We start from the raw sequence: 22,629 nt of genomic DNA on the forward strand, positions 1-22,629 counted from the left end.
GAGACGCGTTCCGCTCGTACGGGGTCACGCTCCGCGACCCCGTACGAGGTCAGCGGCCGAAGAGCACCCGGAGCCGGGGACGTCCCCGTTCGTCCGTATACGGCTCGACACTCGTGGCGTCCCGGTCGGCGCCCCGCATCGCGGTGGCGATGTCCCCGGCGAAGGTCATGGCGACCGTCGCCGGCAGCAGCGTGATGTTCTCCACGTCCTCCTCGCCGCCGAGGGCGACGGAGGGGACGTAGGCCCAGTGCTGCTCGGGGGCGATGGGGCCGTGCCGGTGGACCGCCTCGACGACGAGGATGTCGTACGGCTCCTTGGCGTTGCGCAGCAGTTCGCCGGCGAGGAACGCCTCGAAGCTCGGGGCGATGACCTCCGGGCGCAGCAGGACGCCTTCCAGGAAGTGGACCTCGGGGGCCAGGCCGCCGCCGGGGAGGCGGCGGTAGGCGTACGAGTCCCCGAAGGCGGTCTCCCCGAAGATCACGAAGTCGTCGATCCGGTCGTCCCAGGCGAACCGCCAGGTGTCGTACGCGTTCCAGGCGGCCAGGTCGAGGGCGTCCCCGCGGCCGACGCCCAGCAGCCTGAACGCGCCGTGGTGGACGGTGAATCCGTTGAACCGGCCGAGCAGTTCGCGGTGGGCCTCGGGGAAGTGCTCGGCGGGTGTTCCCGTCGCCGCCGACGGACCGGGCGGGGGCCCGATGTGGTCGGCGAGCGACGGGAGTTCCTCGGCGTGCGGCATCACAGTGGCGGTCCTCCGTTGACCGTGAATCCTCGGAGCAGTACTCCGACCCGGGAGCCCAGTACACCACCCGCGATGCTGTTGGACTTGCCGGGCATGTCGAGCCAGCCGGCGGGGGGCTGGCCGGTGCCGGAGATCGCCGAGTCGGGCACGTGTCCGGCCTGGCCGCTGTACGGACTTCCCGCGCGGGCGGCCCGGAGACGCTCGGCGCGCCGGGCCGCCGCCGAGTCGGCGCCCAGCTGCGTGCCCTTGGTCGGCTGGATGACCTTGGGGCCGTTCTTGGCCAGCCATTCGTTGGTGCGCTTGGCGTACTCGTGGATGGCGTCGATCTCGGCCTGGGTGGTCGCCTTGGTGAGCGGGATGTCGACGGTCTCGCCCTTGGGCGTGCCCCGCCCCGCCACCGCCTTGATCTTGTCGGCGACCGCCCTGCCGACCTCGGCGACCTTGGCGCCCGCGCGGGAGTTGGCGATGGCTCGTCCCGCGGTGGCGGCCTTGCCGGTGATCGCGGAGGCGGCCTTGGAGCTGCCGGAGGCGACGGCCTTTCCCACGGCGGTCTTGGCGACGGCCCCGACGACCTTCGGCGCGACGGCCGCGACGCCCTTGCCGATGGCCCCGCCGAGCACACCGGCGGCGGCACCGATGCCGACCCGGGTCGCGAACCCGCCGAGGGTGAAGTCGGTCTTTCCCTCGGCGACGTCGACCCCGTACCCGGCCGCGGCACCGGCCGCCCCGGCGACCGCGCCGGCCACGATCAGGCAGCCCACGCCGGTGGAGCACAGCGCGCCCACCGCGATACCGACGCCGATACCGACGGCGACGTCCGCGATCAGGCCCTTGTTCTCCTTGGCCCAGTCCCAGGCGGCGGAGGCGCCTTCCTTGACGGAGTTCCAGGCGCTGGACAGGGACCACAGGCCGGTCGGGTCGATGTAGACGATCGGGTTGTTGCTGCCGTAGGCGTAGGGGTTGAGGGACTGGGTGGAGGAGCTGTCCACGGCCGGGTCGGTGGAGATGAAGCGGCCGAGACCCGAGTCGTAGTAGCGGGCGCCGAGCGCGTTCAGGCCGGTGGTCGGATCCTGGACCTTGCCGAGGAAGCCGTGGTCCGTCGGTGGTGGCGCGGAGCCGTGCCGGATGTCTCCGTACGGGTCGTAGTACGTCCGCGTCGCCAGCGAGGTCCCCTCGACGACCGCCACCTGGGCCGAGCCCTGGATGTCGTTGAGCTGCCAGACCAGGACGCCGGTCGGCTGGCGGACGGCGACGGTGATGCCGTCCTCGGTGTAGAAGCGGGTGCCCTTGGAGATGCCGAGGGCGGTCGTGATCTCCTGGCCCTCGATGTAGAGGGTGGCGACCCCGCCGGGCGTGATCCGCGCCATGCGGGTGCCGTCGGGGGCGTAGACGAAGTCGGTCTTCTCCAGGAGGGCCTTGGTGACCTGGGTCAGCTCCTGGTTGGCGTTCCATTCGTAGGTCGTCGGGACGAGGCCGTCGACCTTCTTCTTCAGGGCGCCGTTCGCGTCGTACTCGTACTTGCTCGCGCCCTGCTTGGTGACGGCGTGCGGGTGGTCGGGGTCGTCGTAGGTGTAGGTGTCGGTGTCCAGGAGGCTGCGGCGCGAGGCGATGTTGCCGTCGGCGGTGTAGGTCCAGGACTGGTTGAAGCCGGCCGGGCCGTCGTGGGTGAGCTCGGAGTCGCTGTCCGAGCAGTCCGTCCTGTACGACGTCCAGGCGTGCGCGAGCCGGGCGAGGCCGTCGTAGGTGTAGCAGGTCGCGACGTCCTTGAGGCCGGCCTTGTCGGTGACCGAGTCGAGGTTGCCGGCCTGGTCCCAGGCGTAGGTGTCGTCCTGCTTGGCCTCCCAGTCGCCGGTCAGGCCGGTCGTCAGGGTCTGGACGCGGGACAGGCGCTGGCTGTCGCTCTCGTACGCGTACACGCGCCGCAGGTCGTGGTGCGGGTTGGCGTAGTCGCGCGAGGCCAGCTTGCCGTCGGCGGCGAAGCCGGTGGCGGAGACGTACGGGACGGTGACGTCCTTGCCGGTCAGCGGGTCCTTCTGGACGCCGGTGAGGGTGTCCGGGTTGCCCTGGGCGTCGTAGTCGGTGGTGATCTTCTCGCGCGGGGCTCCGATGACGGCGTCCTCGTACGTGATGCTCACCGCGTGGTCGGCGTCGTCGTAGCCGTAGTCGACGCTGTACGACGACCGGTGCAGGGCGCCGCCGAGTCCGGCCGGGAAGGTCCAGGTGCGGCCGGTGGCACGGCCGCGCTTGTCGTAGCCGTCGACGGCGATCGTGTAGTCCTTGCCGTCGCGGTGGGTGGTCATCGCCGCGGGCTGGCCGATGCCGTTGGTGATGTCGGCGGAGTCGTAGGTCCAACTCGCCGTCTTCTCGGACCCGTTGTAGCGGGCGGTGGGACGGTCGAGGTCGTCGTACTCGGTCCGCAGCGACGGGGTGTCACCGGCCTCGGCGTCCCATACGGCGGTCGCGTTGCCGTTGGCGTCGTACCGCGTGCGGGACGTGCCGGCGTCCGGGTCGTCGCCGGAGATGCGGCGGCCGAGGAGGTCGTAGGCGCTGGTGGAGGTGTGGCCGGACGGATCGGTGACCGAGGAGACCTGGTCGGCCGGGGTGTAGGCGTAGACGGTCGCCTGCTTCGGGTCGCTGCCCTCCTGCTGGCGGACCTGGCGGCTGCGGGCGTCGGTCCACACGGTGGTGACGGTGCCGCCGGGCGGCGGGGTGGAGCGGACGTGGTCGCCGTAGTAGACGATGCTCGTCGCCCACAGTTCCTTGCCGTCGCCGTAGCGGGCGGAGCGGATGACGCGGCTCATGGAGTCGTAGGCGCGCCGGGTCTCGTCGACCTGGTCGCCGGGGACGGTCAGCAGCGCGCTGCCGGGCTCTCCCGCGGCGACCACGGGCAGCGACTCGGCGGTGATGTTGCCGATGTCGTCGTAGCGGGTGTCGATGACGACGGTCTTCCGGTCGTCGTCGGTCGAGGCGGGCGAGACCTCCTGGCTCTGCCGGTCACGGCCGAGCGAGTCCAGGTACTTCCAGTTGGTCAAGTACATGTCGCCGGACTGGAGTTGACGGGTGGTCACGAGCGGTGGCCGCCGGTGCTCCGGGTCCAGGGAGTACGCGTACGTCTGCGCGGGCGGGTCGTCGGCGGCCTGGTCGGCCTCGTGGACGGAGACGATCCGGCCGAGCTGGTCGTAGGCGTTGCGCTTGGTGTTGCCGTTGACGTCCCGCACCGCGACCGGCAGCTGACGGTCCGGCTCCAGGGTGGTGACCTCGCTCTGGCCGAGGGCGTTGGTCTCGGTGACCGTGGCCGGGCGGCCGGTGGTGGGGGCGTAGGTGGTGCGGTCGGTGTGGTCGCGGCCGTCGGTCTCGGTGAGCGTGCGGCCGTAGGCGTCGAAGGTCGCGGAGGTGGCGACGGTGTCGGAGACGGCGTCCGGGCCGCTCGCGGTCACGGCGGCGACGGAGCGCGTGAGGTCGCCCTTGGTGATCGCTCCGCCCAGCTCGGCCGAACCGTCGTAGTACTGGTCCTTTCCGTTGACCAGCGCCTTCGGGTCCGCGCAGGTGCCGGAGTAGGCGCGGACGCGGTACGGGAAGGCGAGCATCCAGTGGTCGAGGGTGGTGGCCGAGCGGTCGTACGACGTCTTCGTGCAGCGCACGTCGTCACCGGCCGTGTCGAGGACCTCGGTGACCTGGCCGTAGGTGTCGTACGTGGTCTTCAGACTGGTCGTACGACTGCTGCGGCCGCCCGCGTCGGCGGTGACCGTCTCGCGGGTGACCGCCTCGTCCTCGACGACGAGGTGGGCGTCCTTGGCCGGGTCGGTCTCGCCCTCCTTCGCCGGGGTGGTGTGCGCGGAGGTGTAGCCGTGCAGGGTGCCGCCGAGTTCGTGGTCGACGGCACCGGACGCGTCGACCTGGAACTGTTGGCTCTCGCGCTCCTTGCCGCGCAAGTAGGCCAGGTCCTTGAGGGAGTTGCCCTGGGAGTCGGTGACCTCGACGGACTTGTGGGAGCCGTCGGCCTTGGAGTCGCCGTCCATGCCGCGGAAGTGCAGGGTGCGGGTGATCTGGGCGGCGCGGCTGCCGGACTCGCCCCGGTACTCCGGGTCGGTCATCTTGGCCACGTCGACGCTGCCGTAGCCGCGCCAGTCGCTCCAGGAGCGGCGTTCGGCCTTGGTGACCGGGTCGTCGTCGTGGTGCCAGGCGGGGGTGGAGCGGTAGCGGTACTCGGTGGTCTGCGGGGGTGAACCGCCGCCGTTGTCACGGACGACGACCTTGGTGGTGAGGTACTTGTGCCAGACGCCGAAGCCGGAGGAGTCGCCGTTGGTGCGCCAACCCGGGAAGCAGTCCTGGGTGTTGGAGTCGAAGCGGCCCTCGGGAAGGTCGTCGACCGGGCACGGGTCGGGCTGACCGTAGGTCACGTCCACCCGGCGGCCCAACTCGTCGACGAACTCGGAGATACGGAGCTTGCGCATCTCGGGGGCACCCGCCGCGGGGTCGGCGTCGGCCCGGTTGGCGTACTCCTTGCCGGTGAACTCGACTGCGGGCAACTTGAGTTCGCCGTCCCCCGCGAGGCCGGTCTGCTACACCTTGGTCAGCCACAGCATGGCGCTGGTGCCGTCCGAGGGCTCGGGGTAGTCGTAGGTGAAGTCGAGGCGGTCGACGTCGGTCCAGCCGCCGTCGGCGTTCGAGCGCTGGGCGGTGACGCTCTTCAACAGGCTCTCGGTGAAGAACGTCGGCGATTTCTGGTCCTCGCCCGTGCAGTCGCCGCTCGCGCACAACGAGTCCAGCGGCGCGTCCGGGTACGAGGTGGCGTGGTCGGCGTCGAAGGCCGGGCAGTCGCCGCTGCCGTCGGCTGCCTCGACACAGCGCAGGCCGGTCGTGAAGTGCAGCCGCGCCGGGGCCTGTTGGTCCTCGGCACCGGAGCGCTGCGAGTAGACGATGTCCTTGAGGTGACCGCCGCGGACGTACGAGGTCGACTTGTCCGGGTCGCCGTTGCGGGCGTAGCGGTTGGTCTCCTGCGCGTAGAAGTAGGTGTTGGAGTTGCCGTGCGCGTCCACGACGCCGTCGAGGTTCCAGCGCCAGGCCTGGGTGCAGTACGAGTCCTCGACGCCGCCCGCGTGGCAGGGCTCGCCCTCGTCGTCGCCGAAGACGGGGACGGTGTAGACGGAGTCGGTGGCGGTACCGGTGGTGGCCTGTTCGCCGCGGCCGAAGGTGTACCGGGTGCCCTGCGGGGTGGTCACCACCCAGTACTCGCCGTCGTTGTCGCCGTTGTCGGCACCGGTCTTGCGCTGGACGCGCCAGCCAGGGTCCTCCTGGGCGCGCCAGGTGTCGCCGCCCGCCGCCGTGTCCTTGACCAGCGAGGACGAGGTGCCCTGGAGGGAGATGCGGTACTCGTCGCCCGCCCAGCACAGGTCGCCGGTGTCACCGCCGTCGTCGGCGCAGCCGTTGTAGCGGCGCTCGATGTAGGGCAGGGCGAGGTCCCAGCCCTGGCCGACCCAGGACGGCTGGTTGTTCTCGGCGGCGACCATGCCGTCGACGGCCTGCGAGGAGTACCCGAGGCTGATGTCGGGGGCGTCGCCCGCGATCGCGGGGACCTGCGGGAGCGGCAACGACCAGGAGAAGTCACCGGAGTTGAGGCCGACCTGCCACTTGCTGGACGAGGCGAGCGTGGTGGCGGTGGCGGAGCCCGTCTCGCCGTCGGGGGCGGCGGCGACCACGAACACCGTGTCCGGGTCGGCGGCCACCTCGGCGGCGAGGGTGTGGGTGGTGAGGTCGATACGGCTCTTGACCGGGGCGCTCTGCTCGCACTGCGCGGCGCGCGGTGTGGCGAGCGCGCACGCGGGCTTGGCGACGAGCCGGAGGCGGGTCTCGAAGTCGGCGCCGAAGGCCTGGCGGAATCCGGAGGTGTCGACGCGGACGCCTACGCGGTCGCCGGTGTCGGCGGCTTCGAGCGTGAACGCCGTGGCGTGACCGCCGAGTTGGCGGGCCTTCGGGTTGCCGTACGCCTTGACCTCGACCGTTGCGGGAGCGGCGTTGCGGCTGCGGGGCGCGGTCACCGACACGGCGGTGTCGGCGGCGCGGGCGGGCTTGGTGCCGACGGTGACGGTGTCCTGGCCGGCGTCGGGCCAGTCGACCTTCGCGGCCTCGGCGGCGGCGAGGGGTCTGCCCTGGGGGTCGACGGGTCTGGTGTCCGGACGGGCGCCGGCCCGTAACTCGGTGCGGTCGATCGTGGTGACGGAGCCGTCCGCGTCGGCGATCGAGGTGGTCTGCCTCGATGCGGCCTGGGCGATCGCCGGTGACAAGCCCGAAAGGCCCATCGCCAGGACGACCGCCGCGACGCAGGATGTCCGGAAGCGCTTCATGAGTCCCCCTCCACCCGTGAGGCCTCAAGCGTCACGGTGGGGCATGAGCACGTCAATGAGCAAGCTGAGACATTCCTGTGAAGGGACCGTGGTGTGCGGAGCATCGTGTAGGGTCCCTGGCATGTTCGCGCACTCGACCCAGAACTGGTGGTGGACCGCTCATCCGGCGGCCCACTGACTGCGCGTACGCAAGACTTCGCGAAGGCCGCCCGAGGGGCGGCCTTCGGCGTTTTCGGGGTCGTTCCTCACCGACATCGACACAAGACGGCAGAGGAACCATGGACCTGACCCAGCTCCTGCACGACGACCGCCCGTTCGCCCTGCTGCGCCGCCGCACGCCGGGCCATGACGACAACACCGTCGAGGTGTTCCTCGGCCCGGTCTCCTCCTACGACCGCCTCGCCGACCTCCCCGACCAGGGCCTCGCCCTCGTGCCCTTCCGCCAGATCCGCGAGCGCGGCTTCGACGTGCGGGACGACGGGACGCCGCTGGCGGTGCTGGTCCCCGAGGAGACGCACACGCTGACCCTGCCGGAGGCCCTGGCGCAGCTCCCCGCCCATGACGTCCGGGTCGAGAACGGTGGCTTCGACGTCGCCGACGAGGAGTACGGCGAGATCGTCGGCCGGGTGCTGCGGGAGGAGATCGGGCGGGGCGAGGGCGCGAACTTCGTGATCCGGCGGACCTACGAGGGCGAGATCCCCGGGTTCTCACGCGCGGACGCCCTCGCCCTGTTCCGGCGGCTCCTGGAGGGCGAGCGGGGCGCCTACTGGACCTTCGTCGTCCACACCGGCGACCGCACCCTGGTCGGCGCCAGCCCCGAGGTGCACGTGCGGATGTCCGGCGGCACGGTCGTGATGAACCCGATCAGCGGGACGTACCGCTATCCCGCCGACGGCCCGACCCCCGAGCACCTGCTGGACTTCCTCGCCGACGGCAAGGAGATCGAGGAGCTGTCGATGGTCGTCGACGAGGAGCTCAAGATGATGTGCACGGTCGGCGACATGGGCGGCGTGGTGATCGGGCCGCGGCTGAAGGAGATGGCCCACCTCGCGCACACCGAGTACGAGCTGCGCGGGAAGTCCTCGCTGGACGTCCGTGAGGTGCTGCGGAAGACCATGTTCGCGGCGACCGTCACCGGATCGCCGGTGCAGAACGCCTGCCGGGTCATCGAGCGGCACGAGGTCGGAGGGCGCGGCTACTACGCGGGCGCCCTGGCCCTGCTCGGCCGGGACTCGGGCGGGGCGCAGACCCTGGACTCCCCCATCCTGATCCGCACCGCCGACATCGCCCCCGACGGACGCCTGCGCGTCCCGGTCGGCGCGACCCTCGTCCGTGGTTCGGACCCGGCGAGCGAGGTCGCGGAGACCCACGCCAAGGCGGCGGGGGTGCTGGCGGCCCTGGGCGTACGGCCGTCCCGCCCGCGTACGGAGGAGGCACGCCCGCGGCTGTCCAAGGACCCACGCGTGCGTGCCGCGCTCGACGGGCGCCGGGCGTCGCTGGCCCCGTTCTGGCTGCGGATGCAGGACCGGACCGAGGAACTCACCGGGCATGCCCTGGTCGTCGACGGCGAGGACACCTTCACGGCGATGCTGGCGCACGTCCTGCGCTCCAGCGGTCTCGACGTCACCGTCCGGCGCTACGACGAGCCGGGGCTCCGGGAGCGGGTCCTCGCGCACGAGGGCCCTGTGGTGCTCGGCCCCGGACCGGGCGACCCGTCCGACCTCACCGACCCGAAGATGCGCTTCCTGCGCGATCTCGCCGCCCATGTCATCCGGGAGCACCGGCACGGTGTGCTCGGCGTCTGCCTGGGGCACGAGCTGATCGCGGCGGAGCTGGGGCTGGAGATCGTACGGAAGGAGGTGCCGTACCAGGGGGCGCAGACGAGGGTCGATCTGTTCGGGCGGGAGGAGACCGTCGGCTTCTACAACAGCTTCGTGGCGCGCTGCGACGACGAGACGGCGGCCGAGCTGGCCGCGCACGAGGTCGAGGTGAGCCGGAGCGGGTCCTGCGAGGTGCACGCGCTGCGCGGGCTGGGCTTCGCCGGGGTGCAGTTCCACCCGGAGTCGGTGCTGACGCTGAACGGGGCTTCGATCGTACGGGAGTTGATGGCTCAGCTGCGCGGCACGAGCACGTTCTCCGAGCGGCGGCCGGCCCTGTAGTCGAGGACGTTGCGCACCGTGGCGTCGACGATCTGGCCGACGGCGTCCTCGGTGTAGTACGCCTGATGGGACGTGACCAGCACGTTCGGGAAGGTGACCAGGCGGGCCAGGGTGTCGTCCTCGACGGCCTCCAGGGACTTGTCGTGGAAGAACAGGCCCGCCTCCGCCTCGTACACGTCGAGGCCGACGCCCGAGAAGCGGCCCGCGCGCAGCTCGGTGACCAGGGCGGCGGTGTCGATCAGACCGCCGCGGCTGGAGTTGACGAGGATCGCGTCGTCGCGCATCGCGCGGAGGGCGGCGGCGTCGATGAGGTGCCGGGTCTCCGGCATCAGCGGGACGTGCAGGGTGATCAGGTCGGACTCGGCGAGGAGCTGGTCCTTGGGGACGTACTTCATGCCGAGTTCCAGGCAGGCGGGGTTCTCGGCGACGTCCCAGCCGAGCAGCCTCATGCCGAAGCCGTGGGCGATCCGGGTGAAGGCCTCGCCGATCTTGCCGGTGCCGAGGACGCCGACCGTGCGGCCCCGCAGGTCGCGGCCCATCAGTCCGTCGAGGCGGAAGTCGAAGTCGCGGGTGCGGGTGGAGGCGCGGACGATCCGGCGGTTGACCGCCATGGCGAGGGTCCAGGCGAACTCGGCGACCGAGTAAGGCGAGTAGTACGAGACCCGGGCGACCGTCATGCCGAGCCGCTCGGCGACCTTGAGGTCGATGTTGTTGAAGCCGGTGGAGCGCTGGGCGATCATCCGGGTGCCGCCGGCCGCCAGGACCTCCAGGACGCGGGGGCCCAGCTCGGCGTTGACGCTGGTGGAGATGATCTCGTAGCCCGCCGCGATGGGGGCGGTGTCCTCGTTGAGGAAGACATCCAGGCAGCGGACCTCGTGGTGGCGCCGGAAGGCCTGCTCGATCAGGGGCTTCTCGTCGGCCTGGACACCGAAGGCGAGGATCTCCACGCGGCCCTCCGGGGGTGCGCCGGAATTGTCTGGTCCTGGCGAATATCTCACAGACCCCTGCGGAGGCGCTCTGTCAGCGCCCGGCCCTGCTGCGGGGACGGGCGGGGTTCCGCGAGGCGGGTGTGGAGGCGGTCGAGGTGGAGGTCGACGGTCGCCTCGACCAGTTCGGCGTACACCTCGGCGGCGACGGCGGCCCGGCGGCGGGAGACGAGGGCTGTGATCAGGGCGATCAGCAGGGCCGGCCACCACCGCACGGCGAGCACGAGATACAGCACCGCCCAGCCGCCGAGCGTGAACGCCGTGTCGAGGCGGGTGCGGGCCTCGGTGAGGGTGTCGCGGGTCGGGGTGGAGAGCAGGAGCCAGAGGCGGGGCCAGACGGTGGCCAGGTCGATGCCGTACTCCTGGCGCAGACGGACGGCCGGGGCGCGGAGGCGGTCGCCGAGGCGGGTGGGGTGCTCGGGCGGGATCAGGGAGAGGGCGTTGCGGCGGGCGGCTCGCTCCGGGTCGCGGTGCTCGCGGTAGGCGGTGTCCTCGGCGGTCCAGGCGGCGGCGCGGCGGCGGGTGCGGCGGGCGGAGAGGCCCGCGAAGGGGCGGGGCCAGGGACCGCAGAGGGCACGCTCGACCGGGCCCGCCAGCGCCTGCGCCAGCACGCCCAGCGCGGCCGACACCGGTACCGCGGCCAGGACCAGCAGGACCGCCCGCGTCGCGAGGGCGTCCCGGTGGTCGGATTCGCCCCCCTCGGTGAGCGCGGTGAAGCCGTCCCACAGCGCCCGCCCGTCGTGCCAGTCGCCCTGGCCGAGCCCGAACGCCGCGGCGGCGACGAGGAGATAGGCCAGCCCCGGCAGGACCAGCAGCGTGAACCAGCGCTCGGCCAGCTTCCGGCCCAGCTCGGCGAGGAACCCCGTCACCGGCCGGTCCTCAGGCGTCCGGTACGAAGGTCAGGACGCGTTCGTGGACCAGGCACTCGGGCGGGCCTTGGCCGGCGTACCGCTTCTCCGTGCGGTGACAGGCGCCGAGCGGGCAGAGGTAGGTACCGGGGACGGGTGGGCCCGGGGTGTCCGCGGCCCGAGTGGGAAGGCCGCCGCGTAGGGTCTGCCGGTCCAGGAGATCGAACCCGAGGCCGTCGAGGACCTCGGCGATGGCCGCCCCCTCACGCACTTGCCTGACCGCCTGTTCCAGGGCCGCGCGCCGGGGGCCGCTGATGAGCCTCAGGATCGCCAACTCCCGGCAGAATTCAGCATGCAGATCACTCTCAGCCGCTTCCACAGACCCGATCGTAGAGCCGCCCACCCCCCTCACGCCCCCGAATGCACATGCGCCGCCCAGCTCAACGGCCGTTCCGGCCACCGCTCCCGCAACTGCCGTACGGCGTCCCCCAGGGCCCGCGCCGCAGGCGGTGCGCCCGGTCCTGACGCGGCCAGTCGACCGTAGACCTGCGAAGCGATCTGCGCGGACGAGTCGTCGTCCACCCGCCACAACGTGCCGATCACCTGGGAGAAACCGGCGAGTTGCAGGGAGCCCGCGAGGTGCAGCGCCTCGTCGGGGAGGCGGGCGCCGCCGACCGCGGTCTCGCAGGCGGAGAGGTAGGCGAACTCGGCGGCGGGCAGATGGAGTCGGGTGACGTCGAGGACGGACAGGGCGCCGTCGGGCAGCAACAGCCGCCCCTGGGAGGGCCGTTCGGGGTCCTGGACACCGTGGCAGGCGAAGTGGACCCAGGGGTGGGCGTGCAGCGCGTCCCGTACGGCACCCGCGCGCACCTCCTCGCCCCGCAACAGCGCGCCGCCGACGGCCCGATGGGCGAGCTCGGCCTCCCGCAGGGCGCCCGGCAGCGGGTCCTGGCCCGCCAGTTCCGGTACGGCGACGATCAGGGGGTCCCGGTCGCCCTCGGGGGCGGCCCTGCTCCGCGCCCGCAGCAGGGCCGCCAGGCTCGGGGTGTACGAGGAGACGACCCGGTCGGGCACGGCGCCCGCGGCGTGCAGGGGCAGGAAGGTCAGCGGCCCGGAGGGGCACCACCACAGGCGGGGCGGCTCCTCGCCGGGCGGGGGCGGCCCGGTGATGCCGAGGGTGTCGAGGACCGGCTCGGCGATCGTGGTCCACAGCCAGTCGAGAAGGTCGGCGACGGACTGCTCGGCGAAGGCGCGGGCCAGTCCTGAACGGCCGGCCGCGGCGACCGCCTGGAACAGCAACTCGCTCCTCTCCCGGGCCTCTTGACGGGTGAGCCCGGGCAGCGGGCAGACGGTGAGGCCGGTGCCGTCGAGGAGCAGCGCGTGTCCGGCGCCCTGCTGGCCGACGGTGACGACGACGACCGGTCCGTGCGCGCCCGCGGACAGCAGCCGGCCGGCTCGGGGCGGGCGCAGGAAGTCGGCGAAGCCGGGGCGGGCCCGGATGTCCGCCAGGGTCTCCTGCCACTCGCGGGCCAGCCGGTGGCGCTGGTCGGCGCCGGGGGCGGAGAGGTCGTCGGCGGCAGCGGCGTGTTCGAGCTGCCGCCGCATCTCGCCGAATCGGGCGGCGAGTTCGGGATGGGCGGCGGCCAGGTCGTCGGTGTCGGTGCGCAGTTCGAGGGCCTGGGCGGCGAGCAGGCCGCGGCCCGCTTCGAGCAGTTCCAGGGCGTCGTACGGCTTCCCGGCGGCCAGCGCGACCGTCGCGGCGAACGAGCCCAACTCCGTGTCGCTGAGCGACCGTTCGTGGTCGGCCCGGTCGCCGCCGCGCCACACGACCAGCGGCAGGAGGTCGATCGCGTCGCGCAGCGCGTCGAGCGCCCGCTCCTCGTCCCCCACCTCGTGGGCCACCCCTGCCAGCCGTATCGAGGCGGCGACGCTGTAGGCCGGTGGCTGGGCGGGGTCGGCGGCCAGCTCGGCGTTGACGGTGAGCGCCTGTTCGCGGATCGCGTCGTAGCCGCCGTCCGCGCGGGCGATGTCCCGCAGCACCCAGGACACGGCACCCAGACCGCCGCCGTGCAGCGGATGCCCGGCCGGTATCAGGTGGGCGCACTTGCGGGCGGCGGCGAGGGCGATGTCGAGGTCCTCCCGGTCCCCGCCGTGCCGATGGCGCTCGCGCAGGGCGTGCGCCAGGTTGCCGTAAAGGCTCGCGCGGCGCAGGGGGTCGGCGGGCGGGTCGGCGAGGGCCGTCTCGTAGTGGCGTACGGCCGCCTCGGCGTCCTCGATGCCGGCGCCGGGCTGCTGGAAGCGGGCGAGCAGGACGCCACCGAGCGCGGAGACGAGATGGTGGCGGCTGTCGTGGCCGGGCTCGGTGCGGGCGAGGGCGCGCTCCACCAGGCGCTGGGCCCGGTCGAGTTCGGCTCCGCCGGTGCCCTGGTCCCTGTTCTGGCGGGCGTACTCGATCAGCAGGGTGGCGACATTGCCGAGGATGATCGGCGTCTCGGCCTCGAACTGCGGGATGTCGGCGGCCAGTTGTTCGGCCACGGTGACCGCCTCGCGGAGCGCGGCGAGGTGTCTGGTCCGGGTGTGCCGTTCGGACAGGGCCATGATCAGGCTGCCCCTGAGGGTGGTCAGCAGCTCGGTGTCGGGCTCGTCGGGCAGCTCCTCGAAACCCTGGCGGCCGTGGGCGATGGCCTCGTCGAGCACGGCGAGATCGTGGCCGAAGCGGTAGCGGTACACGAGGACGTTGGCGAGCATGCCGAGGGCGAGCGCCCGGTCGGCGGCGGAGCGGGCCAGGGAGAGGGCGCGGCGGGCGGTGGCCTCGGCGGGCCCGAGGTCGGGCGCGGTCTCGTGGTCGACGCGGGCCAGGAGCAGCATGCCGAGGGCGCGGTGGGCCGGGGACGCCTCGGCGTGCGGGCCGCCGGGTTCGGTGAGCGGGGTCACGATGCGCAGGGCGCGTTCGATCACCGCCGCCTCGCCGGTCTCCCGGAACTCGTGCACGGCGGAGGCGCCGTACGAACTCACCGCCTCGTGCGAGGAGTCGGGGACGGTCAGGCCCTCCCCCATGAGGTCCAGCGCGCGGCGCCGGTCCGCGGGGTCGCCGAGCAGCTGGTAGCGGTACTGGAGGTGGCGGCCGAGGTCGGCGGCGTGGCGGCGGGGCTGGGCGGCGTACAGCGTCTCGTAGATCCCCAGGGCCTCCTGGAGGATCTCCGGGTCTCTGCGGCGGGCGAAGCGCTGGGCCAGCAGGCCGGCGCAGGTCGGCTCCATCTGGTCCCGGATGAGACCGTAGTTCGGGTGCTCACGGATCGCGCGCTGCAACTCCAGTGCCGTGTCGAGGAGTTCGACGCTCTTCTTCTCGTGGGCGGTGGCGGTGACGAAGGCGCCGGTGGCCGTCGCGGCGTACGCCAGCCAGTGCGGGCTCGTGGGATCGGTGGCGGCGAGGGCGGCCCGGACGAGGCCGGGGACGTCGCCCATGGGTGAGGCGTCCCGGAGCCGGGAGCAGCGCTGCGCCAGCAGCTGGGCGAGCCGGGTGGCCTCCTCGGCGCCGGAGGAGCCGGGTGTGCGGTGGTCGTAGGAGGCGCGGGCGTGGGTGAGGGCCGTGTCCTCGTCGGCGAGGTCGCCGGTGTCCGCGAAGCGCTGTTCGGCGGCGCCCGAGACGACCTGGTGCAGGACGCCGAGGCGGGGGTCGTCGGGCGCCGAGCCGCTCAGGCACCGGGCGCCGCAGAGCAGGGCGGCGTCGGCGCACCAGCGGCGCAGATGGTGTGGGGTGCGCTCGTCCCGGGCCAGCTCCGCGAACCGGGCGGTCATGCGGCCGGTGGAGTTCACCCCGTCGGCGTCGAGCGGTAACGCCGGGTCGACCAGGAGGCGCAACGGGGGCGGGGTGAGGGCGGGTCGGAGTCGGTGGCACAGGGCGAGGACGAGGATGATCACGGCGGTCTCGGGGATGCTGTCGATCCGCGCGCCCCGGTCCCCGCCCGACCTTCCGGCGACCCGCAGCAGTTCGGCCAGGTCCGGCAGCTGGTCGGGGGTCGGAGACGGCGGCGGCACCGAGTCCCGTAACGCGGGCCATACGGCGGCGAGTTGTGCCTCGTGCCGGGCCAGCAGCGCCCGTAACTCCCGCCCGTTCCACCAGCCGACCATGCGGCCCTCCCCCGTCGCCCGCCGCTCCCGTCCCTCTCGTACCCGCGCCCGCACGCGGCGAACGCCGCCACGCGGGCCGCGGCGGCGTTCTCGGGCCGAGCAGTCGACGGGGCGGGTCAGCCGAAGAAAACCCCGACCTCCGCGTACAGCTCAGGGTCGACCGTCTTCAGCTTGGCCGTGGCGTCCGAGATCGGCACGCGCACGATGTCGGTGCCGCGCAGCGCGACCATCTTCCCGAAGTCGCCGTCCCGCACCGCGTCGATGGCGTGCAGCCCGAAGCGGGTGGCGAGCCAGCGGTCGAAGGCGCTGGGGGTGCCGCCCCGCTGGATGTGCCCGAGGACGGTCGTCCGGGCCTCCTTGCCGGTCCGCTTCTCGATCTCCTTGCCGAGCCATTCGCCGACCCCGGACAGGCGCACGTGCCCGAAGGAGTCCAGCGACTCGTCCTTGAGGACCACGTCGCCGTCCTTCGGCATGGCGCCCTCGGCGACGACGACGATCGGGGCGTAGGAGGCCTTGAAGCGGGAGGTGATCCAGGCGCACACCTGGTCCAGGTCGAAGCGCTGTTCCGGGATGAGGATGACGTTGGCGCCACCGGCGAGGCCCGAGTGCAGGGCGATCCAGCCGGCGTGCCGGCCCATCACCTCGCAGACCAGGACGCGCATATGGGACTCGGCGGTGGTGTGCAGCCGGTCGATGGCCTCGGTGGCGATCCCGACCGCGGTGTCGAAGCCGAAGGTGTAGTCGGTGGCGGACAGGTCGTTGTCGATGGTCTTCGGTACGCCGACGACGGGGACGCCGTACTCGTCGGTGAGCCGTGCGGCCACGCCCAGGGTGTCCTCGCCGCCGATCGCGATCATCGCGTCGACCTCCAGCTTGGCGAGGTTCTCCTTGATCCGGCGGATGCCGTTGTCCTGCTTGAGCGGATTGGTGCGCGAGGAGCCGAGGATGGTGCCGCCGCGGGGCAGGATGCCGCGCACGGCGGGGATGTCGAGGCGGACGCTGTCACCCTCCAGGGGCCCACGCCAGCCGTCCCGGAAGCCGACGAAGTCATAGCCGTACTCCTGCACGCCCTTGCGGACGATGCCCCGGATGACGGCGTTGAGCCCGGGGCAGTCGCCGCCTCCGGTCAGTACTCCGACCCGCATGGAAATGTCCCTTCGCCGCGGTTGCCTGGTGAAGGCCACGCTAATGGTGATCCAGGTCACACAGGGATGGGCGGGAAGGGCAATTCCGGTGAATCAGCGGTTCCTTGGTTTACTCGTCGTCAAGTCCACGCTCTATGGCATACCTGACCAGCTCCACCCTGTTGTGCAGCTGGAGCTTGCCGAGGGTGTTCTGGACGTGGTTCTGAACCGTGCGGTGGGAGATGACCAGCCGCTCGGCGATCTGCTTGTAGCTGAGGCCCTTGGCGACCAGGCGCAGCACCTCGGTCTCGCGGTCGGTGAGTTCGGGCGCCCTGGGCTGGTCGGCGTCGGCGGCGGGTGCGGGCTCGGAGGCGAGGCGGCGGTACTCGCCGAGGACCAGACCGGCGAGGCCGGGCGTGAACACCGGGTCCCCCACCGCCGTCCGGCGCACCGCGTCGAGCAGTTCCTCCGTCGACGCCGACTTCAGCAGATAGCCGGTCGCGCCCGACTTCACGGCCTCCAGCACGTCCGCGTGCTCGCCGCTGGCGGAGAGCACCAGGACCCGCAACGCCGGGTTGTGGCCGACGAGTTCCTTGCAGACCTGGACGCCGGGCTTGAGCGGCAGGTTCAGGTCGAGCACCAGGACATCGGGCCCGGCGGCCTTGGCGCGGCGCACCGCCTGGTCGCCGTCGCCCGCGGTGGCCACCACCTCGAAGCCGGACTCGCCCAGGTCACGGGCGACCGCGTCGCGCCACATCGGGTGGTCGTCGACCACCATCACCTTGATCGGGTCCTGGTCACTCATCGCTGTCCTGCCTTCCCCCGTGAAGCCTTCGGTATCTTCAGTTCGACCTCCGTGCCCTGTCCGGGCACCGAGATCAGTTCGGCGCTGCCGCCGAGGTCGCGCAACCGCCCCCGGATGGACAGGGCCACGCCCATCCGCCCCTCGCCCTCGGCCTGGGCGAGCCGCCCCTCGGGGATGCCGGGCCCGTCGTCCCGTACGGTCACGATCACCTCGTCGGGCTCGTCCTCGACCAGGATCCACGCACGCGCGTCCTCCCCCGCGTGCCGGCGCACGTTGTCCAGGGTGGCCCCCACCGCGGCGGCCAGCTCCCTCGCGGCGCCCGGGGGCAGCTCCACCGGAGCACCGGGCTCGGCGAAGCTGACCTTGGCGGCGGCGAACGGGGCGAGCAGCGCGCGCAGATCGACGGGGCCCTCGGGATCCGGCTCGTCGACGGCCCGTACGACCGCCCCCTGGGACACGTCCTCGGACGCCCAGGAGACCCGCGTCAGCCCGCCGGAGACCAGGGTGCGCAGCGCCACCTCCTGCTCGCCCGCCATCCGGCCCAGCTCCGCCGCCTCGCCGCCGAGGACCGCGCCGCGCCGCTGCACCATGGCCAGCACCTGGAGCACGCTGTCGTGGATGTCCCGGGCCAGGCGCTCCCGTTCGCGGGTCGCCGCCTCGATCTCCAGGGCGCGGGCGAGGGTGCGCTCGGAGGCGCGGGCGACCTCGACGACGTAGCCGATGGCGATGGAGGCGACCCAGACCAGGATCACGTTGTGGATGGTGTCGCGGGCCGGGGCACCGCGCTCGATGAGGTTGGCGACGGCGACCGGTGTCGAGGCGAACGCGGCCCAGCGCCAGCCGCCCTTGATGGCGTACGCGAGGACCGAGCCGGCGGTCCATATCGACGGCAGCGTGGGACCGCCGCTGTCGATGTGCGCGTCGTTGACCACCAGCGGGGTGAGCACGATGCCGGTGAGGGCGACGGTCAGGTCCGCGGCGAGGAAGCGCTTGGTGCAGGCCGCCTCGTTCTGTACCCGGGGCAGGGTGGCGAGCGTCCATCCGCACAGGACGACGAAGTAGCCGATGGCGATGCCCGGGCGGTCGTAGTCGTCGTACTGCGTGGCGAACAGTCCGACCGCGTACAGCATGGTCAGCACCCGGTAGCCGGTGAGCGCACGCCACAGCGGCAGCTCGACCGACATCCTCATGACACGCTCACGCCTGGCCATGTCCCCCCTTTTCCGGTCGTTCGCCTCCGGGCGCTTTCAGCCGGTGCCGAGGCCGCGACCGTGCTCAGCCCTTCGGGCCTCCGCGCGCTCCCGGCCTCGGCACCGGCGCGCCCTCCGGCTCACTCCCCCACCCCCAGCCGAACCCCTGTCTCAGGACTCGGCGCGTTCCTTCTCAGCCTGCGCGAGGGCGGCCTTCGCCGCCTTCTCCGCTTCCTTCTCGGCCTTGGCCGCCTCCGCGATCTGCCGCTTGGCGGCGGTCGCGTAGATGTCGACGTACTCCTGGCCGGAGAGTTTCATGATCTCGTACATGACCTCGTCGGTCACCGCGCGGAGCACGAACCGGTCGTGCTCCATGCCGTGGTACCGGCTGAAGTCCAGTGGCTTGCCGATGCGGATGCCCGGCCGCATGATCTTGGGCATCACCTTGCCCGGCGGCTGGATCTTCTCCGTGTCGATCATGGCGACCGGGATGACCGGCGCGCCGGTGGCGAGCGCCACGCGCGCGAGGCCCCCCGGCTTGCCCCGGTAGAGACGGCCGTCGGGCGAGCGCGTGCCCTCCGGGTAGATCCCGAACAGCTCACCGCGCTCCAGGACCTCGATGCCGGCCTTGATGGCCGCCTCGCCCGCGCCGCGCGCACCGGAGCGGTCCACCGGGAGCTGACCCGCGCCCTTGAAGAACGCCGCCGTCAGCCTGCCCTTCACACCGGGCGTCGTGAAGTACTCGGCCTTCGCGATGAAGGTGACCTTGCGGTCGAGGACCGCGGGCAGGAAGAAGGAGTCGGAGAAGGAGAGGTGGTTGCTCGCCAGGATCGCGGGGCCGTCGTCCGGAATGTTCTCGGCGCCCTCCACCCAGGGCCTGAAGGTGACCTTCAGCGGCCCTCCGATGGCGACCTTCATCGTTCCGTACAACAACCGAGTGCCTCCTGTGTCTGTCGATGAGACCTTAACCCGGAGCAGCGTCAAAGGGCCCGACGACCCTGGTCGGTGTCAGTGCGGTCGCGTACGGTGAAGTACCTGCGCATGACCCCATGAACCCGCAACCGACCCCATGAACAGGAGACCGAAGGTGCCGGTCCTCCCTGGAGCCGAGCCGTTCCGCCAGGAAGGCGGAGAGACGGGTGTCCTCCTCTGCCACGGCTTCACCGGTTCCCCGCAGTCGCTGCGCCCCTGGGCGGAGCACCTCGCCGGGCGCGGTCTGACCGTCTCGCTGCCCCTGCTGCCGGGACACGGCACCCGTTGGGAGGACATGCAGCTGACGGGCTGGCAGGACTGGTACGCGGAGGTGGACCGCGAGCTGCGCGCCCTGCGTGAGCGCTGCGCCGACGTGTTCGTGGCCGGTCTGTCGATGGGCGGCGCGCTCGCGCTGCGGCTGGCGGCGAAGCACGGCGAGGCGGTCCGGGGCGTCATGGTCGTCAACCCGGCGAACCGTATGCACGGCCTCGCGCCGTACGCCCTTCCGGTGGCGCGTCATCTCCTGCGGTCGACGCCGGGCATCGCCGACGACATCGCCAAGGAGGGCCGGCACGAACTGGGCTACGCCCGGGTGCCGCTGCACGCCGCGCACTCCCTGCGGACCTTCTTCCGGCTGGTCGACGGCGAGTTGCCGCAGGTCACCCAGCCGCTGTTGCTGCTGCGCAGCGCCGAGGACCATGTCGTGCCGGCGGCGGACTCCGCGCGCGTGCTGAGCCGGGTGTCCTCGACGGACGTAACAGAGATCGTGCTGGAACAGAGCTACCACGTCGCGACGTTGGACCACGATGCGGAGCGGATCTTCGAGGAGAGCGCCGCGTTCATCGGCCGGCTCGCCGCCGGCACCGGCAGCAAGGAAGGGACGGCCGTACGTGGCTGAGTACGACTCGGACCGCGAGGACCGGGAGGACTGGGAGAACCGCGACGACCGCGAGGGACTCGGCGCGGAGGAGCAGCACGTCCCCTTCGACGAGACCGCCGCCTGGGAGGCGATCGTCGCCGGGTACGGCGAGGAGCCGCCGGACCCGCCGGGCGCCAAGCCGTTCAAGTCGGTGGAGGACCTGGCGCTGCTGGAGCCGGAGACCAACGACACCGACACCGACCCGAAGGACGCCGACGCGGCCGGCGCCGAGCAGCCGAAGGCGGACGAGAAGCCGGCGCCGGCCAAGCCACTGGGCAGCTCCGTCGCCTTCGCGCCCGGCGTCGGCCCGCGTGACTACACGGCACCGGAGCCGACCGAGGACGACTTCGACGAGGACGACGAGGGCCACTTCGTCCCGCCGGAGCCGCCGCCGCTGCCCGCCGCCGACACCACGGCCAGGTTCGCGTGGCTCGGGGTGCTGGGCGGCCCGCTGCTCCTCCTGCTGGCGGTACTGCTGCGCTGGGACATGACCTGGTGGCTCGCCACGATCGGGATCGGCGGCTTCCTGGGCGGGTTCGCGACGCTGGTGGCGCGGATGCGGACGGACGAGGACGAGGACGAGGACCCCGGGCGGGGCGCGGTCGTCTGAGTCCTCTAGCTCACGGGCACTTTGAGGGTGGCCAGGACCGGAAGATGGTCCGTGGCCGCCCTCAGGTCTGTCTCGGGGAGATCCGGCGGCACCCCGCAGCCGAGCACCTCGATGCCCTTCGTGGCGAAGATCGCGTCGATGCGCTGGTGGGGTTCGCTGTGGACCCAGGTGTGCTCGCCGCCGAGCGGGGCGGTCGCCCAGCAGTCCTGGAGGTTCTCGGCGAGGCGGCGGAACGTCCGGCCGCCGGGGCGTTCGTTGAGGTCGCCGCCCGCGACGGCGTGCTCGACGCCCATGCCGGCGAGCCGGTCGAGGAGCATGCCGGCCTGCTCGTAGCGCTCGTCCTTCTGGAGACTGAGGTGACAGCTCAGGACGCCGACGCGGGCGTTGCCGAACCGGACGACGGCGGTCGCGAAGCCTCGGCGGTGGTTGCCCGGGGTGAGCGGGAGGAGGACGTCCTCGGTGCGCTCCACGGTGGCGCGGAGGTCGCAGAGGATCGCGGGGCCGGCGGCTGTGGCGCCGCCGGTGAGGATGACGAGGTCGGCTGCGCGGGCCAGGCGGGCGAGTTTCTTGCGCCAGCGGAAGAAGCGGGGGGCTTCTTGGACGAGGACGAGGTCGGGGGCGCAGGCCCTGATGACTCGGGCCAGGGCCTGGGTGTCGTCGCGGAGTGAGCGGACGTTGTAGCTGAGGACTCGGACGAGGGTGGAATCGTCGGATGCCATGTCGTTGATTTTTGCGCCTAATGACTCGGGGCGCGAGGTGTGTGTGCGACCGGCCCACCGTCGTGGCTGGTCGCGCAGTTCCCCGCGCCCCTGGGTATCTCCACCTACTCGGCGATTACATGATCGGGTCGGGTTCCCTGGCCAGGTCCGCTGCTCCGACCATGCCCGCCTTGTTGCCCAGCTGGGCCGCGATGACGTCCGCCACCGGGCGCCAGTTGCCGCCGACCAACCAGCGCTTGTACGACTTGCGGATCGGGTCGAGGACCAGTTCGCCCTCGTCGGAGAGGCCGCCGCCGACGATGAAGGCGGACGGGTCGAAGAGGGAGGCGAGGTCGGCGAGGCCGGCGCCGGCCCAGCGGGCGAGCTCGCGGTAGGAGTCGACGGCGACCGGGTCGCCCTGCCGGGCGGCGACGGAGATGTGCTTGCCCTCGATGCCCTCGGGCGAACCGTCACCGAGTGCGAGCAGCACCTCGGCGCGCTCCGGGGTGGCGTTGGCGCGCTGCTTGGCGTACCGGACCAGGGCGCGGCCGGAGGCGTACTGCTCCCAGCAGCCCTGCGAACCGCAGCCGCACAGCAGCCCGTCCGGCACCATGCGGATGTGGCCGAACTCGGCGGCGACGCCGAAGTGTCCGCGGCGCAGCTTGTTGCCGATGATGATGCCGCCGCCGAGGCCGGTGCCGAGCGTGATGCAGATGACGTTGCGGTGGCCCTTGCCGGCGCCGAACCTGTACTCGCCCCACGCGGCCGCGTTGGCGTCGTTCTCCACGACGACGGGGAGGCCGACGCGGGCCTCGACCTTCTCCTTCAGCGGCTCGTTGCGCCAGTCGATGTTAGGCGCGAAGTAGACCTCCGAGCGCTGCCGGTTGACGTAACCGGCGGCTCCGATGCCCACGCCGACGATCTCGTGACCTGCGCGTGCGCCCTCGACGGCGGAGGCGATGGCGTCCACGATGCCCTCGGGCGTGCCCGGGGTCGGCACCTTGAAGGTCGAGAGGATGTTGCCTTCCTCATCGACCACGCCGGCCGCGATCTTCGTGCCGCCGATGTCGACGCCGATGGTGAGTCCCATGAATCCCTCAGTTT

17 protein-coding genes are annotated in these 22,629 nt (G+C 72.2%); 4 read left to right on the forward strand and 13 right to left on the reverse strand.

All coding sequences use genetic code 11. From position 1 onward, the window contains the following. Nucleotides 1-49 precede the first annotated feature (49 nt). Genes ACIHIX_RS23955 through ACIHIX_RS23965 form a run of 3 tightly spaced genes read right to left on the reverse strand, consistent with a single transcriptional unit; the run spans nucleotide 50 to nucleotide 7,083 of the window. Complete coding sequence (locus ACIHIX_RS23955; RefSeq protein WP_399959344.1) at nucleotides 50-736, reverse strand: hypothetical protein; 687 nt, start codon at nucleotides 734-736, stop codon at nucleotides 50-52. Continuing rightward, complete coding sequence (locus ACIHIX_RS23960) at nucleotides 736-5,268, reverse strand: RHS repeat-associated core domain-containing protein (protein ID WP_399959346.1); 4,533 nt, start codon at nucleotides 5,266-5,268, stop codon at nucleotides 736-738. The genes ACIHIX_RS23955 and ACIHIX_RS23960 overlap by 1 nt, the downstream gene beginning before the upstream one ends. 33 nt (nucleotides 5,269-5,301) lie before the next feature. Continuing rightward, nucleotides 5,302-7,083, reverse strand: a complete 1,782-nt coding sequence (locus tag ACIHIX_RS23965; protein WP_399959348.1) for a SpvB/TcaC N-terminal domain-containing protein — start codon at nucleotides 7,081-7,083, stop codon at nucleotides 5,302-5,304. A 121-nt stretch (nucleotides 7,084-7,204) separates the two neighbouring features. Between ACIHIX_RS23965 and ACIHIX_RS23970 the strand changes: the two genes are divergently transcribed. Together ACIHIX_RS23970 and ACIHIX_RS23975 are read left to right on the forward strand one after the other, a co-directional pair. Then, nucleotides 7,205-7,261, forward strand: coding sequence for a trp operon leader peptide (locus ACIHIX_RS23970; RefSeq protein ID WP_071528813.1), 57 nt, complete (start codon nucleotides 7,205-7,207; stop codon nucleotides 7,259-7,261). Nucleotides 7,262-7,361: 100 nt separating this feature from the next. Beyond that, nucleotides 7,362-9,242 carry an anthranilate synthase family protein gene (locus tag ACIHIX_RS23975; protein ID WP_399959350.1) on the forward strand — a complete coding sequence of 627 codons (1,881 nt, stop codon included), beginning with the start codon at nucleotides 7,362-7,364 and terminating at the stop codon, nucleotides 9,240-9,242. On the opposite strand, the gene ACIHIX_RS23980 is transcribed toward ACIHIX_RS23975, so the two are convergent. From ACIHIX_RS23980 to ACIHIX_RS24015, 8 genes are all read right to left on the reverse strand, one after another. Then, nucleotides 9,194-10,189: a 2-hydroxyacid dehydrogenase gene (locus tag ACIHIX_RS23980; protein ID WP_399959352.1), complete on the reverse strand. Its 996-nt coding sequence runs from the start codon at nucleotides 10,187-10,189 to the stop codon at nucleotides 9,194-9,196. The genes ACIHIX_RS23975 and ACIHIX_RS23980 overlap by 49 nt on opposite strands. 47 nt (nucleotides 10,190-10,236) lie before the next feature. Further along, nucleotides 10,237-11,097 (reverse strand): hypothetical protein, encoded by an 861-nt coding sequence (locus ACIHIX_RS23985; protein WP_399959354.1) that lies wholly within the window; start codon nucleotides 11,095-11,097, stop codon nucleotides 10,237-10,239. Between the two features lie 10 nt (nucleotides 11,098-11,107). Next, nucleotides 11,108-11,455: a hypothetical protein gene (locus ACIHIX_RS23990; RefSeq protein WP_399959356.1), complete on the reverse strand. Its 348-nt coding sequence runs from the start codon at nucleotides 11,453-11,455 to the stop codon at nucleotides 11,108-11,110. 29 nt (nucleotides 11,456-11,484) lie between these two features. Next, entirely contained in the window at nucleotides 11,485-15,207 is a 3,723-nt protein-coding gene (locus tag ACIHIX_RS23995; RefSeq protein WP_399959358.1) for a CHAT domain-containing protein, read from the reverse strand. Between the two features lie 116 nt (nucleotides 15,208-15,323). Continuing rightward, entirely contained in the window at nucleotides 15,324-16,352 is a 1,029-nt protein-coding gene (locus ACIHIX_RS24000; protein ID WP_399959360.1) for a 6-phosphofructokinase, read from the reverse strand. Between the two features lie 109 nt (nucleotides 16,353-16,461). Then, nucleotides 16,462-17,136, reverse strand: a complete 675-nt coding sequence (locus tag ACIHIX_RS24005) for a response regulator (protein ID WP_399959362.1) — start codon at nucleotides 17,134-17,136, stop codon at nucleotides 16,462-16,464. Further along, on the reverse strand, nucleotides 17,133-18,347 hold the full coding sequence (gene macS / locus ACIHIX_RS24010; protein WP_399959364.1) for a MacS family sensor histidine kinase: 1,215 nt from the start codon (nucleotides 18,345-18,347) through the stop codon (nucleotides 17,133-17,135). Before macS ends, ACIHIX_RS24005 begins: the two co-directional genes overlap by 4 nt. 150 nt (nucleotides 18,348-18,497) lie before the next feature. Beyond that, nucleotides 18,498-19,244 carry a lysophospholipid acyltransferase family protein gene (locus ACIHIX_RS24015; RefSeq protein ID WP_399959436.1) on the reverse strand — a complete coding sequence of 249 codons (747 nt, stop codon included), beginning with the start codon at nucleotides 19,242-19,244 and terminating at the stop codon, nucleotides 18,498-18,500. 169 nt (nucleotides 19,245-19,413) lie between these two features. On the opposite strand from ACIHIX_RS24015, the gene ACIHIX_RS24020 reads away from it, so the two are divergent. Both ACIHIX_RS24020 and ACIHIX_RS24025 read left to right on the forward strand, forming a co-directional pair. Continuing rightward, nucleotides 19,414-20,196: an alpha/beta hydrolase gene (locus ACIHIX_RS24020; protein ID WP_399959366.1), complete on the forward strand. Its 783-nt coding sequence runs from the start codon at nucleotides 19,414-19,416 to the stop codon at nucleotides 20,194-20,196. Further along, on the forward strand, nucleotides 20,189-20,827 hold the full coding sequence (locus tag ACIHIX_RS24025) for a hypothetical protein (protein WP_399959368.1): 639 nt from the start codon (nucleotides 20,189-20,191) through the stop codon (nucleotides 20,825-20,827). The genes ACIHIX_RS24020 and ACIHIX_RS24025 overlap by 8 nt, the downstream gene beginning before the upstream one ends. A 5-nt stretch (nucleotides 20,828-20,832) precedes the next feature. Here the strand turns inward: ACIHIX_RS24025 and ACIHIX_RS24030 are convergent, their stop codons facing one another. Together ACIHIX_RS24030 and ACIHIX_RS24035 are read right to left on the reverse strand one after the other, a co-directional pair. Next, nucleotides 20,833-21,546: an endonuclease/exonuclease/phosphatase family protein gene (locus tag ACIHIX_RS24030; protein ID WP_399959369.1), complete on the reverse strand. Its 714-nt coding sequence runs from the start codon at nucleotides 21,544-21,546 to the stop codon at nucleotides 20,833-20,835. A gap of 115 nt (nucleotides 21,547-21,661) precedes the next feature. Further along, nucleotides 21,662-22,615, reverse strand: a complete 954-nt coding sequence (locus ACIHIX_RS24035) for an ROK family glucokinase (RefSeq protein ID WP_399959371.1) — start codon at nucleotides 22,613-22,615, stop codon at nucleotides 21,662-21,664. Between the last annotated feature and the right edge of the window lie 14 nt (nucleotides 22,616-22,629).

This window comes from Streptomyces sp. NPDC051913 (assembly GCF_044593635.1).
GTDB lineage: Bacteria > Actinomycetota > Actinomycetes > Streptomycetales > Streptomycetaceae > Streptomyces.